The 14,661-nt window shown below is 33.1% G+C and carries 16 protein-coding genes; 5 read left to right on the top strand and 11 right to left on the bottom strand.

Features of this window, described 5'->3' with window-relative positions:
* Nucleotides 1-172: 172 nt before the first annotated feature.
* The 3 genes from J7K39_01075 to J7K39_01065 all read right to left on the bottom strand — a co-directional run bounded on the left by J7K39_01075 (nucleotide 173) and on the right by J7K39_01065 (nucleotide 3,205).
* Nucleotides 173-1,159, bottom strand: coding sequence for a T9SS type A sorting domain-containing protein (locus J7K39_01075; protein ID MCD6178472.1), 987 nt, complete (start codon nucleotides 1,157-1,159; stop codon nucleotides 173-175).
* 102 nt (nucleotides 1,160-1,261) lie between these two features.
* Entirely contained in the window at nucleotides 1,262-2,032 is a 771-nt protein-coding gene (locus tag J7K39_01070; protein MCD6178471.1) for a class I SAM-dependent methyltransferase, read from the bottom strand.
* 12 nt (nucleotides 2,033-2,044) lie between these two features.
* Nucleotides 2,045-3,205: a glycosyltransferase family 4 protein gene (locus tag J7K39_01065; GenBank protein MCD6178470.1), complete on the bottom strand. Its 1,161-nt coding sequence runs from the start codon at nucleotides 3,203-3,205 to the stop codon at nucleotides 2,045-2,047.
* A gap of 126 nt (nucleotides 3,206-3,331) precedes the next feature.
* Between J7K39_01065 and J7K39_01060 the strand changes: the two genes are divergently transcribed.
* The 4 genes from J7K39_01060 to J7K39_01045 all read left to right on the top strand — a co-directional run bounded on the left by J7K39_01060 (nucleotide 3,332) and on the right by J7K39_01045 (nucleotide 6,147).
* Entirely contained in the window at nucleotides 3,332-3,904 is a 573-nt protein-coding gene (locus J7K39_01060) for a hypothetical protein (GenBank protein ID MCD6178469.1), read from the top strand.
* An 11-nt stretch (nucleotides 3,905-3,915) separates the two neighbouring features.
* Nucleotides 3,916-4,701: a hypothetical protein gene (locus J7K39_01055; protein MCD6178468.1), complete on the top strand. Its 786-nt coding sequence runs from the start codon at nucleotides 3,916-3,918 to the stop codon at nucleotides 4,699-4,701.
* A gap of 40 nt (nucleotides 4,702-4,741) precedes the next feature.
* Entirely contained in the window at nucleotides 4,742-5,650 is a 909-nt protein-coding gene (locus J7K39_01050) for a hypothetical protein (GenBank protein MCD6178467.1), read from the top strand.
* A gap of 107 nt (nucleotides 5,651-5,757) precedes the next feature.
* Entirely contained in the window at nucleotides 5,758-6,147 is a 390-nt protein-coding gene (locus tag J7K39_01045) for a BlaI/MecI/CopY family transcriptional regulator (GenBank protein MCD6178466.1), read from the top strand.
* A 78-nt stretch (nucleotides 6,148-6,225) separates the two neighbouring features.
* On the opposite strand, the gene J7K39_01040 is transcribed toward J7K39_01045, so the two are convergent.
* The 8 genes from J7K39_01040 to J7K39_01005 all read right to left on the bottom strand — a co-directional run bounded on the left by J7K39_01040 (nucleotide 6,226) and on the right by J7K39_01005 (nucleotide 13,801).
* The gene (locus J7K39_01040; protein ID MCD6178465.1) at nucleotides 6,226-8,319 is read right to left on the bottom strand and encodes a S9 family peptidase; all 2,094 of its coding nucleotides are present in this window, start codon (nucleotides 8,317-8,319) and stop codon (nucleotides 6,226-6,228) included.
* Nucleotides 8,320-8,421: 102 nt separating this feature from the next.
* The gene (gene lpxB, locus J7K39_01035; protein ID MCD6178464.1) at nucleotides 8,422-9,534 is read right to left on the bottom strand and encodes a lipid-A-disaccharide synthase; all 1,113 of its coding nucleotides are present in this window, start codon (nucleotides 9,532-9,534) and stop codon (nucleotides 8,422-8,424) included.
* Nucleotides 9,535-9,546: 12 nt separating this feature from the next.
* Nucleotides 9,547-10,323 (bottom strand): 5'/3'-nucleotidase SurE, encoded by a 777-nt coding sequence (gene surE, locus J7K39_01030; protein ID MCD6178463.1) that lies wholly within the window; start codon nucleotides 10,321-10,323, stop codon nucleotides 9,547-9,549.
* Complete coding sequence (locus J7K39_01025; protein ID MCD6178462.1) at nucleotides 10,289-10,921, bottom strand: DUF502 domain-containing protein; 633 nt, start codon at nucleotides 10,919-10,921, stop codon at nucleotides 10,289-10,291. The genes surE and J7K39_01025 overlap by 35 nt, the downstream gene beginning before the upstream one ends.
* Before the next feature lie 25 nt (nucleotides 10,922-10,946).
* The gene (gene maf, locus J7K39_01020; protein ID MCD6178461.1) at nucleotides 10,947-11,537 is read right to left on the bottom strand and encodes a septum formation protein Maf; all 591 of its coding nucleotides are present in this window, start codon (nucleotides 11,535-11,537) and stop codon (nucleotides 10,947-10,949) included.
* Nucleotides 11,538-11,540: 3 nt separating this feature from the next.
* Nucleotides 11,541-12,491 (bottom strand): geranylgeranylglycerol-phosphate geranylgeranyltransferase, encoded by a 951-nt coding sequence (locus J7K39_01015; protein ID MCD6178460.1) that lies wholly within the window; start codon nucleotides 12,489-12,491, stop codon nucleotides 11,541-11,543.
* A 12-nt stretch (nucleotides 12,492-12,503) separates the two neighbouring features.
* Nucleotides 12,504-13,022 (bottom strand): HAD-IIIA family hydrolase, encoded by a 519-nt coding sequence (locus tag J7K39_01010; GenBank protein MCD6178459.1) that lies wholly within the window; start codon nucleotides 13,020-13,022, stop codon nucleotides 12,504-12,506.
* A complete protein-coding gene (locus J7K39_01005; GenBank protein ID MCD6178458.1) occupies nucleotides 13,019-13,801 on the bottom strand; it encodes a DUF2520 domain-containing protein in 783 nt (260 codons plus the stop codon). Before J7K39_01005 ends, J7K39_01010 begins: the two co-directional genes overlap by 4 nt.
* A 79-nt stretch (nucleotides 13,802-13,880) precedes the next feature.
* Between J7K39_01005 and mtnP the strand changes: the two genes are divergently transcribed.
* The coding region (mtnP, locus tag J7K39_01000) for an S-methyl-5'-thioadenosine phosphorylase (protein MCD6178457.1) at nucleotides 13,881-14,661 on the top strand (781 nt) is incomplete at its 3' end.

The following is a 14,661-nucleotide window of genomic DNA, read 5'->3' as shown; positions in this document are numbered from 1 at the left end:
TTCAATTCCTTCCCCCTCTATCAAACTTCATTATTGATATTGCTATTCGTAGCGGTGTTATAAGCTTCTTTTTTGGTGCAGGGGTTTATATCTTCAAGCTTAGTGATGACTTAAACCTTTGGGTTGAGAAGATTTTTTCACTAATCTTATCCAAATAAAAGCTCTTATAAATTTACCTTACAATTATTTTCTTGGAGAATCTCTCATTTAACCTATTATCAAATGCCTTCAGAACATAAAGACCCTGTCTCAAGCCACTCAGATCTAACGAGTTGAAATACATACTTTGATATACAATTTGACCTGCGGTATTATAAATAATTATTTCGGTGATATCCTGATTCGGTGATTGAATTGTAATTCTATCAATTACAGGATTGGGGAAAATCAAAAAATCACTTTGCTCTTTATCAATATCCTCAATATCTAATGTGATTTTATCATATAATTCATCAACATCATCCTGAATTAACGCTCTATTCCAATAACGAAAATCATCCAACTTTCCTTTAAAATAATATGCTGGTATCCCAACATTTTGGTCATGGCGACCAATACTACCAACAGATTCAGAATAATACAAATCGCCTCCAGTTCCTGAGTATACACCTCCATTTTCAATACGATCGACATAAATACTCATATCTAGGTTCGAGAAAACAACTATTGCAATATGATGCCAATTAGCAGTATCAATTACACTATTACTGACATAACTTCTTCTTGTATTATCTGCGTAAATACACGTTCCATCACCAAATCCAAGAGCGTATTTACCAGTTATGCTTTGAGAGGTAAAAAAAACTCCAGATGAGATATCCTCATCAAAAGACGTATTAAACACTCCCCTTGACTCTACTTCCACAGCATCATATTTTATCCAAAAGCTAAAAGAAACAGGTAGCCCTTGCTTCAAAATAGCCTCATTTGGAAAATCAACAAAATCATCAACACCATCAAAATAACATGCCATATTTAAATTGCCAAACCTATCTTCCGTATAAATAACTCCACTTGGATCACCATTTAATCCATTTACACTATGATCAAAAGCATTTCCATCAAAAGGGTAGTACAAGAGAAGACTATCGGATAAATCTTGAGCAAAAACTTGAGTAATAAATAGAAAACCTATTACTGAAGCAATTAATTTATTCATAAAGATTCAAATTTATATTCTTAAAAAACTATCAAGTGACGCTTAATCAGAACTGAACTGTGACCACTAAAAAATAAGAAATTAAACAATATGAATCCTCTTTTAGCTTTTTTTTAATAAAACAAATAACCAATATGGTTTTTTAGGAGAAAGTATGACATTAACAATATCTAGAATAAAAGCAATGAGATTAAATTTATACTCATAACGGAAAGTGTGTTCACAGTTTGGGCAAAACGTTTCTCTATCATTTTCAGATATCCAATAATAAGGAATCCAAGAATGATGGGGTGATAATTTTCTTTTTAGCTTTAGAATTGTTGGATTGTAATAGCGTACTTTTTTACCAAAAGAAAAACTTTTAATCCTCTCATATTCAGGAAATAATTTATCAAAACTTTCCTCCTTAAAACTCCTCAAATGATTTGGACGGTTATAAACATAATTACACTCCGGGCATTTAATGGAAAGTTTATCGGGGTTCTCGTCATTTGGAACCGTGATAAAGATATACTTCTTACTGAGCCGTTTAAATTCAGCAATACTACCGTTTAAAACACTTTCTTCGAGATGCTCTAACATTTCACTAGAAAATACCATATCCACACTTTCAGATTCTAGCGGAATATCATCAGCGCTAGCTTGAATTTTTTTTGCATTCACAAAAGAAAGTGCTTTGGCACTTCTATCAACAGCAAAGACTTCGTAATGTTGGGCTAAAACATTAGTAATTATCCCATTTCCACAGCCTATATCCGCTATTGTATTAACATCATCAGGAATTATATCGAGTACTTTCTTTACTTTAGCTTTTAGCACTTCCTCTTTAAAGCCATCCCAATCAAATTCTTCATAAAATATTTTATTGTCCATATTCCTCAGAACCTAAGCATATATATTTTGCAGAACCCTAGCATCGGTAAGCCAGTTATATTTTTCTTTAACAGCCTGAATACCATTTTGTTGCATCTTCTTTGTATGTAAAGGCTCCTCTATAAGTTGGCGAACAGAGTTTGCAAACTTAAGAGCATCATTGAAAGGATAAACCAAGCCACTCTTTGTCTCTTCTAATATTCTTTCAATAGGAAAACAATTCGACGCAATGATTGGTTTTCTAGAGTACATGTATTGAAATAGCTTGTGTGGGATTGTAGAATCGGTATGATCACTCTTAATATGTGGGATCAAGCAAATATCTGACTTTCCAAGATAAGATTGCATTTCTTCAAATTCTTTCCAACCCGCAAAAACAACTTGCTTCTCCACTCCATAGTCTGAAGCCATTTTCTTCAATTCTTGAACATAAGATCCTTCTCCAAGTATCCACAAGCGAATTGGTTTTGAAAGATCTGTAAGAAATTTAAGCCCTTCTATTACAAACTGTAATCCACGATGTTTGGTAATTCCTCCCGCATACATTAATGTAATAAAATCGGTATCCGGCTTTGTTTTGGGACTTGAAAAATGATTAAAATTTAAGGTGTTGGAAACTACTGATATTTTATCGCCGCTTATTCCTCGTTTTACCAACCTATCTTTTGCTTCTTCTACTACTACAATAACTTGTGTGGCCTTCTTAGAGCATTTAAGTTCATAGCTCTCCCATTGTTTATTTGTGGAGAGGAGCTTTCCCAGAAATGTTTGAGTATGCGTAGCCATCCTGAGCATTGCAGGCCAATTCTCGTGCAGGTCGAGAATAAAAGGAATGTTATGTTTTTGAGAAAATTCATAACCCACTTTGGCTAAAGGAAGATCATGAATATGAATAGCTTCAAAGCTATTATCTTTAAAAAGTTCCGTAATAAAAGAACGCCAAAAATTAAAGTAAAAAGGAAATTTTAAACAAGCTATACTGCTTTTATAATGAAATGTGGAGATTACTTTTCGATGAATAACTGCCTCTTGAAATATATCGACACTCTTCCTGTTTTCTCTTGTATAGCAAGCTATATGAACTTCATTCCCCGAAGCAGTAAGTGCCTCTATCTCATTTTCTACTCTAATATCTGGAGGAAACTCATGATCGAGCACCATCAATATTCTCATACCCTAATTTTTAAACAAAAGTAGAAATAATTCGTAGTATACTCACCAGTTAGTCAGATACAAATTTGCTGGGCAAATCATATTGAAGATTTTTATATATTTGAGCAACCTATTAAATTTCATATAATGAAGAATTCACTTTCCCTTTTCTTTTTAATAATCCTCAGCTTTAGCCTATCGGCTCAAGATATTGATATCTATAATAAAAAGAAAAATAGCAACTACGAGTTTCCAAATTTAAACCCTCAAACTTCCTTTGAAGAATTTCAGCTATTAAATCGTACGCTACGAATGCAAGACATGGTTTCTGCCGCCTTGGTTCCAGGCTATGTTCATTTTAAAGTAAAAGATCCTGCTGTTGGATATGCATTGGTTGGTTTACGTTCTGCAGGATATGCAGGTTTAGCTTATGTAATTTATGAAGATAGTTTCTCTTTTCTCGACTTGATTAATAATTCGTCTCCACAAAATACAAACGATTTATCGAAATTCAATACACAAAAAGACATTCTCTATATTTCTTTAGGAATAATTGTTACAACTTATCTTTTCGATTGGATACACGGAAAACATCGACTAGAAAAAAAACAAGAGATGATACGCTATAAATACGGCTTAAAGCTAAATATGAGTTATGCTAACTCACCAATAAATCCTAATACAGTCATTCCTACTATTGGATTACGTTATTCATTTTAAAAGCCCAAAACATGAAAAAAATATTAATACTAAGTTTTTTATTGGGGTTCTCAATAGTAAGTCTATCACAAAACTTAAATAGTGAGTTTCGTTACTTGAGTTTGGTAAAAACACAGTCGAAACAACTGATTAAAGACAATTTAAGAAATGCCGAAATTGTTTCAGACAGTCTTATATATTCAAAAACAGAAAACAAACAGTTAGCATCGCTCTTTTTTATGGCATTAGGTGATAATTACTCCTTAATAAATAAATCAGAATTAGCCATATTTTCTTTTTTAAGACAGCGTTTTATTTTTCCAAACGATTCTATTAGCTTATATGTTGAGAAACAAATTAGAATAAATGCGCTCCGTTTAAATATTGAGAAACAAATGGTTGATTATTTAATACAAAAAAGCGCTCCTCATAACTTATCAGCAAATGCCGAAACTAATTTGAATAATTTAATTTATTGGACAAGTAAAATAGAAACCAAAAACCTAACTTCGGTATTATTACACCAAATTGATTTAATGAATGTATGTGGAATACCACAATTCGACTATTTATTAAAATGGGAAGATTTAAGTAGAATGGCTATTCCTATAAAATATAAGATAAATTATCTTAACAATGGGTTTAGCTCGCTTAGTCTCTATCAAAAACAATTATATTATAAATGTCAAACAAAATATTATCTTAAGCAAAAAGCTTGGGATAGAGCAAAAAGTTCACTCAATACATTAAACAATCTAAATCCAAAGAAACCTTCGAAATATATATGCTTGAAAATACGAACAAATTGGCATTTTTAAATGTGAATTATTTGTCTGATAAAGTTTGTACTTTTACATAATGCAAAAACATTTATCCCTAAATCGTTTTTTAATAGCATTCATACTAATCCTTTTTTCCGGACTAGCAAGTAATGCCCAGTCGATTAAAGGCCTGTATGTAGATGATTTTTTTAATATTATTGGTGATTATCAGAAAGAAAATAAATTGCTCCACTACGCAGAGATAAACGATTTTAACTATTTAATTTTATATAATACAGCTAAAATTCACCGACAAAAATATCCGCTCAATACTAAAATGGGAACTAAAGTTTGGGCGGAGTTTATAAAAAAAGCAAAATCTAAATATTCTATCAAAAAAATTGGTGTTGTTGGGGAAAAAGCAGCAAGTTTTATTCCTGTCATTATTTATAATAATCTTGTAGATCAAAATCCGGTTAAACGAATTGATGTTTTTAATTTAGAATTTGAATTTTGGAATAAACGACTATACAATCAACAAGCTTACTATTGCACAACTTATTTAAAGAAATATGGTTATGATTGCACAAATGCCGGCGCCTTTAAATTTTACATAAAACAATTAAAAGAAATGCAAAAGATTATAGGCAATTCAAATATCGAAATTGAAACCTATATAGGAAATCCAACAGACGAACAGCTTGCAGTAATTTCAGAATTTACAGACCGACTTTTAATCCACTATTACCGTAAAAAAACTGAACGAATAGCTTCTTATAAACTCAATCGATTATTGATATTACAACAGACTAATCCGAAATTAAAGATAGCTCCTATTTTTTCCTCTCGAGAAAATCATTCCGGTTTATGGCTCAAAAATCATAAAATAGATCAGCTATCCTCACTCTTTTTTTATCAACTTAAACTTATTCCGGAAATTAATCTTGATTCTTTAAATTTTGATGGCGTTGTTTGGTATCGCTATTCCGATATGCCTAAAAACTAAAGCTAATTTACTTATTTCATCTATTTATAATCTTTTTTATCCTTTCAACTTGAAATAGCGATTTATATATTCTATATTTGTAGAACTTATAACTTATTTGTAGAATGATTAATTTATCAAAAAGCGAAGAACAGTTAATGGGCTACATTTGGAAAAACAAAAAAAGCTTCCTTAAAGAACTGATTTCATTTTATCCAGAACCCCAACCTGCAAAAACAACTATTGCTACCCTTCTAAAAAGAATGCAAAAGAAAGGCTATGTAGACTATCAGCTATTTGGAAATTCCAGACAGTATTTTGCTTTAATCGGAAGAGAAGATTATTTTTCTATCTATTTTAAAGAAATCATCTCCCATCATTTTAACGGTTCAATTCCTGAATTCACTCTATTCCTAACAAAAATGCTTAAGCTAGAACGGAATGAACTAAATACATTAAAGAAAACTATCGATAAAGAGGTTCTCTTGAAAAGAAATAAAGATGCTGTTTTTTATTAAACCTATGTCTTAACTCTATATATAAAAAAGCCACCCTGATAAAAATCAGAGTGGCTTATTATTAAAATAAATCTATATTTATTTTAGCCACTTATCCAACCAACCGTAAAATGTTCTTTGCCAAAGAATACCATTTTGAGGATGTAATATCCAATGATTTTCATTTGGAAAATAAAGATACTCTGCAGGAATACCACGTAAAATTGCAGCATTAAAAGCACTCATTCCCTGTGAAGCAACAATACGATAATCTTTTTCGCTATGAATAACCAAAATAGGAGTATCCCAATTCTGAACAAATTTATGAGGCGAATTAGCATAAGAGCGTTGAGCTATTTTATTAGATTTATCCCAAAATGAACCACCTAAATCCCAATTTACAAACCACATCTCGTCAGTTTCTAAATATTGAGCTTCAAAATTAAACATTCCATCATGAGCAATAAATGCTTTAAAACGCTTATGGTGATTTCCGGCCAACCAATAAACAGAGAAACCGCCATAACTGGCACCAACAGCACCTAAACGATCGGCATCTAACCATTTCTCTTGACTAACATTATCAATTGCACTTAAATAATCTTTCATATTTTGTCCACCATAATCCCCGCTAATCTGCTCTAACCATTCTTGACCAAAGCCGGGTAATCCACGACGATTAGGAGCTACAATAACATAGTCATTAGCAGCCATCATTTGAAAATTCCAACGATAAGACCAAAATTGGCTTACTGTTCCTTGTGGTCCTCCTTGACAATACAAAAGTCCCGGATAAGTCTTAGTTTCATCAAAATGAGGCGGCAAAATAACCCAAACTAACATTTGCTTATTATCTGTAGTTTTCACCCAACGCTTTGTTACTTCACCAAAAGTAAGCTGATCTAACAAGTGCTTATTTTCTAAACTTAAATCAACAGCTTCACCAGTGGTAGGATCAACAGAATAAATCTCCTGTGGCTTAGACATAGAAACACGAGTAGCAATTAAACGATCACCAGCTTCAACAACAGAATGGTAATCGTGAACACCTTCGGTAATTTTACTGATGCTTCCATCGGCAACATCAAAACGATAAATCTCTTCGGTTGCATGCCAATCGCTGATAAAATAAATGGATTTACCATCAGCTGACCAGCTTAAACCACCAACATTTTGATCAAAGTCTTTAGTACAATACTTTTTATCACCGCTAGCAACGTCCATAATAAATAATCGTGACTTATCCGACTCATAACCATCACGCTCCATACTTTCCCAAGCCATTAAACTTCCATCGGGAGAGAAAGTAGGATTCGTATCATAACCCATCATTCCTTCTGTCAAATTAGTAGTTTCACCACTTTCCACATTATAAGCATACAAATCAGAATTAGTACTTACAGAATATGCCATTCCCTCTTTCTTTCGTGAAGTGTAAACAATGGTTTTGCTGTCGGGAGACCAAGTAATTTGTTCTGTTCCACCAAAAGGTTTTAAAGGCGAATCCCAAGGCTCATCTTTCATAATATCAAGAGCTTCACCTAAATTTCCGTCCTTATAATCAGCTATAAAAATATGTGTAAATGAATCGACCCAACTATCCCAATGGCGATACATCAAATCGCTCATTAAACGACCTGTTGTTTTGTCTAAATCAGGATTTTCATCTTTTACTGTTTTATAAACTTTTACTTCTTTTGTAAATAAAATCTTTGATCCGTCAGGAGAATAAATAAAACCTGTAATCCCATCTTCAATATCGGAAACTTGACGAGGATTAGTTCCATCTGCATCCATTTCCCACAACTGCATACTTCCAGAAGAAGCGTTCATATAGCCAATTCTCTTACCATCAGGACTCCAAGCAGCAGCATACTCTCCACCGGCGGTATTGGTAATTTGCTGTTTATTTCCTCCATCAATATCCATTAAGAATAATTCGCGATTACTTTTGTCCTTCTCAACAGAATAATAGCTTACGCCATAAAGGATTTTAGAATTATCGGGAGAAACTTGAGCATCTCCTACCCGACCGAAAGCCCATAAAATCTCGGGAGTCATTATATCCGACTCTAACTTGATCATATGCTTTCCAATAATGTCTTCCGGCACTTCTTTTATTTGCTCTTTATTATTACAAGATGTAATAGAAAGCAAAACCAAAGCACTAAAAATAAAGCTTAACTTTTTCATATGTATCTAATTTATTTTAAGATTTGTTTATTGATATTAATTATGTTGTGCTTAAAAATACTTGAACGCTAAGTTAAATAAATTCGCTGCCTTTTTATAATTCTAAGGATTTAAAAAACGAATAATACTACTAGCAGCTTTTGCCGATGCTCCACCTTTACCCAGCCTAAGCTTCAGTTTCTGATAATCGGCAATAACTCTTTTTCTTCTTTCTGCATTAGGAAGAATCTTATTCAATTCCAATTTCAAACTTTCGGATGTTAATTCTCCCTGTATCAGCTCTTTAACAACCTCCTTATCCATTATCAAATTAACAAGCGAAATAAATTTAATATCAACCAAACGTTTAGCTATTTGATAAGATATATTGCTTCCTTTATAACACACCACCTCTGGAATATTTAATAAGGCTGTTTCTAAAGTAGCCGTTCCAGAAGTTACCAAAGCCGCCGTTGAAGCCAAAAGCAATTCCTGTGTATTATTCTTCACAAAAGCGACATCTCTTTTCCCTATAATTTCATTATAAAAACTTTCATCGATAGATGGAGCTCCGGCAATGACAAACTGATAAGTTGAAAAACTATCAATAACACCAAGCATTATTTTTAGCATTTTTCTAATTTCTTGTTTTCTGCTTCCCGGGAGCAATGCAATAATTGGCTTATCGCTAAGGGCATTTTCTTTTATAAAAAGTTCTTTACTCCTTAATTCTGTTGGAAGCGCATCTAAAAGTGGATGCCCAACAAATTCAACCGGATAACCGTAATCTGCATAAAAATCCTTTTCAAAAGGAAGGATTACCAGCATTTTATCCACATGCTTTTTTATTGCGTAAACTCTCGACTTTTTCCAAGCCCAAACCTGTGGAGAGATGTAATAAATAACTTTTAATCCTTTTTTATGAGCAAATTCTGCAATGCGAAGATTAAAACCGGGATAATCAACTAAGATTAAAACATCAGGCTTCCATTCCAAAATATCTTTTTTACAGAAGCGAATATTTTTAAAAATTGTACGAAGATTAAACAAAACCTCAACAAAACCCATAAAAGCTAAATCGCGATAATGCTTAACGAGTTTAGCCCCTTGCTCCTCCATCAAATCGCCACCCCAAGCACGAATATCGGCATCTGCATCTTGCTTTTTCAAAGCACGAATAAGATTGGAAGCGTGTAAATCACCTGAAGCTTCGCCTGCTATAATGTAATACTTCATCGTACTATTAAACTATTTGGGTTCGTTATTTAACTCTAAATATTTCAAAGTATCAATTTGATTATAAGCAGTTAGATCAATTTTAACAGGAACAACGGATACATAACCTTCTTCCATTGTATTAATATCATTTTCATGGCCGTTATCTCTACTTACAAATTTACCTGTAAGCCAATAATAATTACCTCCTCGCGGATCTATTCTACTATCAAATTCTTCTCGCCAGCATGCATCTGCTTGTCGAGTTACTTTTATACCTTTTATATTCTCTATTATTGGAAAATTCACATTTAAACAAATACCATTTTTCAATCCCTTTTCCAAAACTTGAGCAGCGATATGTTTTATATATTTACGAGTAGGCTCAAAATTCAAATTGTGACTAAAATCGTTAATGGAGAATCCTATTGACGGAATACGATCAATACATCCTTCTATTGCGGCAGCCATAGTCCCCGAATACACAATATTAACTGCTGCATTTGAGCCATGGTTTATACCGGAAACTAATAAATCAGGCTTCCCTTTTAATACAACCTGCTCACCAAGTTTTACGCAATCAACAGGAGTTCCATTGCAAGAATACTCTTGATACCCATCTTCTTCTACTATCATCTTTATTCGTAGCGGACTGTTTACAGTAATAGCATGCCCCATCCCCGATTGAGGACTATCAGGAGCTACCACAACTACATCGCCTAAATCCCGAACAATATCTATCAAAAAGCGAATTCCTTGCGCATTTATTCCGTCATCATTCGTTACTAATATCTTTGGTCTTTTTATCATTAAGTTGTATTTTTTCTAACACTTTAGTTACACCACCCGAAACAATAAATTTCATCACTTCAGTACTGGGCAAATTTATTGATTTAACATTCTCTTTTGGGACAACGATTACTGTTCCCATAATTCCATAAGAATAAGGTAAATACACAACTAACTGATCTTTACTTATCCCCATTTCTTCCACTCCATTTTTTTGTGTGATAAATCCTATTCTTTGTAAGCCACCAACATCCATTTTAACCAATACCGGCTCAGTAAATTTCTTTTTTCCTCCAACAAAAGCCGACATCAGATCTTTTACGGCTGAGTATAAGTCTTTGATAAGTGGAGCTCTATTAATCAATAATTCAAAATAATGAATAATGGGACGAAAAACAAAACTGGAGCCCAATAAGCCTACTAATGTGATAAATACCAACATTATTATTAATCCCAAACCCGGAACCTGAAAACCAAGATACTTTATTTCATAGGGAACGGTAATGTCGTCTACCCAATTAAACATTAGCAATATAACATATGCCGTAATAACAATTGGCACTAAATAAAGTAAGCCCTGTACAAAATATCTCATCAGAGCTCTCCAAAATCGTTTCATATGTATTTTTATTTAAGCAAGATTTCTAATTCATATCAAAAATACACAATTCTGCATAAACTTGATGGACAGGCAAACCCATCACATTAAAAAATGATCCTTGAATTTTTTCTATTCCTATCTTTCCTATCCACTCTTGAATTCCGTAAGCTCCAGCCTTATCAAAAGGTTTATAACGACTTATATAATAATTTATTTCCGCTTTGCTTAAGGTTTTAAAATATACTTTTGTTTCTGTAGAAAACGATTTCATTTCTTTCTTTGATCGCAAAGTAAAAGCAGAAATTACCTCGTGAGATTTTCCTGACAAAAGAGACAACATTTCAAAAGCTTCCGCATCATTTTTTGGTTTACCTAATAATTTACCCGAAAGACTAACTACCGTATCTGCAGTAATTAAAATACTGTTTTCTTTTAATTCTATTTCCGGGAATGCTTTTGCTTTTAGTTCGCTTAAATAAATTGCCGTTTCTTTTGCAGAAAGATTCTCAGGAAAGATTTCTTCAACAGGAAAAGTAAGTATCCTAAATTTTAATCCTATATCTTGTAGCAATTGCCTACGCCTTGGCGATTGCGAACCAAGAATAATATCTGTATTTTCAAAGCAGGGATCCATAAATTAAAATTGTAAAGAGAATATCTGCATGCTAAATATACCGGCTAACATAATTACTTTCGACAGAAAACTTAAATCCATAAAATCACTTTTTACACTTGCTTTTCGAGCTACCCATTCAAAATAGATAACAGGGATTAAAACAGCTATAATCAAATAAACGGCCAAATAATTCCAATACATTTTAAAGCTATAAAAGATGAAAAAAAGCACGCTTATCGCGAGAAATACATTTAAAACACGCACCAATAGCATTGCCTTTTTATTCCCATAAGCCACAGAAAAAGTTTGAATACCAAATATTTCATCCCCCTCAATATCTTCAGCATCTTTAGTTATCTCACGTATCAGATTACTCAAAAAAGCAAAGAACACATAAGCACTACTAAGATTAAAAATAAAAGGCAATTGCTTTTGCAAACCAACAAAAATAATAGGATCATTAATAATGCTTACCAAATTATACAAGTACACCAAAAAAATACTCAAACCCGTAAATAAAGCAATCAGTAAATTTCCTACTAAAACCTTATTTTTAAAACTCTCAGAATACCTTTTGAGTAAAAGTATGACCATCACGTGTATAAGAGCAAGTTGAATAAGTTGTAGCTGATAACTTAATATTAAAGCCAACGCAAAGCCTATTCCATTAAACATCCAAGCCCAAAATATTGCTGTTTTCGCTTTAATAAATTGTCCGATAATCACTTCTTTCGGTTTATTTATTTTATCAACTTTTATATCGGTAATATCGTTAAAGATATTTCCGGCAGCAGCTATCAAGACTGTCGATAGTATTAATATTCCTAATTGATAATATCTTAAAGGAAGTTCCACACCAACAGCAAAAACCAACTTTTGGATAATCATAAAATGCAGAAATCCCTGAGCTAAGATTAAAACCACAAGATTTTTCCAGCGAATAAGACGAAGAAATACATTTAAACTTTTCATAGTTTTCCTAAGCTACCAATGAAAAGCTTCTCCATCCATCCATTTACCTTGTACTTTCATAACTTGCTGAATAATATCTCTAACAGCACCTTTTCCACCTTCTTTATGCGAAATATAATCGGAGATACTTTTAATTTCTTCCACGGCATCCTCAGGACAAGTCGCTACACCAACTTCTGTCATAATATGGTAATCGGGAATGTCATCACCCATATATAAAACTTGGTCTTTTGTCACATTTTTATCTTTCATATACTTATGAAAGACTTCCATTTTATTCCGAACACCCAAATGCACATCTTCTATATTCAATGCTTCTAAACGCTTGGTCATAGTAGACGACTTCCCTCCCGAAATAACGGCCACATTATATCCTTTTTTGACAGCCAACTGAAGCGCATAACCATCTTTTACGTTGGATGCGCGCATCATCTCACCATCAGCCGAAGGATAAACAGTTCCGTCTGTTAATACGCCATCGTAATCAAAAATAAAAGTGGTGATATGCTTAAGTTTTTCTTTGTAGTTCATTTTGTAGATTTTAATTTCTGTATTTGATTGCTGATAAGCCTATAAATATCTTGATACTCTGCCTTATTCTTTAACATTTCTAAATGCTCATCCATTGTTTTGTTATCGCCTCGAATAGCAGGCCCTGTTTGCGCTTCTGCAGGAGAAAGCGTATTCAGTTTTTCAATAGTTTCACTAAGAAGTGGTTTTAAAAGTTCTAAATCTAAATTATTTTCTTTTAGTAAAGCTTCTGAAATATGAAACATATAATTAGAGAAGTTACAAGCAAAAACAGCAGCAAGATGTAGTTGTTTTCTTTGCTCAGAATCAATTACTTTTACTGTCTTACTTATCTTTTCAGCTAAATCCTGAAGTACTTTTAAAACACTATCATCCTCACTCTCAAGAAGTATTGGAACTTTTGAAAAATCGACTTGCTTTGCTTTTGAAAAGGTTTGTAAAGGATAGAAAACAGCTTTTCTTTTTATATCTTTAGAAAAAATATCAAGACCTACACTACCTGAAGTATGCATCAAAATTCCATCAAAAGAAGGCAGCTCTTTTAAAATTTCAGGCAAAGCCGAATCAGAAACAGACAGGAGATAAGCATCGGCATCAAGAGGAATTTCAGCAACTGACTTAAAAGCATTTACATTTAGCTTTTTAGCAAGTATTTGAGCATTTTCAAATGTCCGACTGTAAATACCACAAATATTAAGTCCTGCTTTTTTTAAAGCCATAGCCATATGTGTAGCTACATTTCCAGACCCAATAATTATTAGTCGCTGAATTGAATTCATTCCTTGATTTTTTTACAAAAATAAGAGAATTCTGACGATTGTCTTACAAAATATTTTTTTGCTAACTATTCAGCAAATTATGGATATTTTTGAAGAGAAATTAAATCCTATGACTAAAGAAAAAATTGCCATTATTGGCGGATCAGGACTGGAGAAATTAGAACTTCAAAAAAATGCGGAAACTATCCATATAAATACACCTTATGGCGAGCCAAGCTCTACTATTTTTAAATCTACCTTTCCAAAAGCAGAAGTTTTTTTCCTTTCTCGTCACGGTTTAAAGCACGAACATTCTCCCAGCAAAGTCAATAATAGAGCCAATATTTGGGCTTTGAAACAATTGGGCTGTACCAAAATAATTGCCACCACGGCTGTTGGAAGCTTGCGTGAAGAAATAGAACCTGGGCATCTTGTTTTTCCAGATCAGTTTATTGATTTTACACGTTTTAGAGCGATAACTTTTTTCGATGATTTTGAAAATGGAGAAATAAAGCATGTAGCTATGGCCGATCCTTTTGATAAAGATTTACAGTCGACATTAGCTGATATTTGCAAAAAACAAAATATCGATTATCATTGCAAAGGAACTGTTGTCACTATTGAAGGACCTCGCTTTTCTACTCGCGCAGAAAGTCATATGTTCCGTTCTTGGGGAGCTGATTTAATAAATATGAGCACTGCACCAGAAGCTGCTCTGGCCAATGAATTAGAAATTCCTTATGCCGCTATTGCAATGAGCACCGATTACGATTCTTGGAAAACCGATGTAGAAGCTGTAAGTATGGAGGCTGTATTTGCTGTTTTTAAAGCCAATGCCAGCAAAGTAGTTCAGTTGCTTAAAGCTTATTTAGAGGGATATA

The sequence above is a fragment of the Bacteroidales bacterium genome (genome assembly GCA_021157585.1).
In the GTDB taxonomy this organism is placed as follows: Bacteria; Bacteroidota; Bacteroidia; order Bacteroidales; family UBA12170; genus UBA12170.
This window is presented reverse-complemented; position numbering and strand designations above follow the sequence as displayed.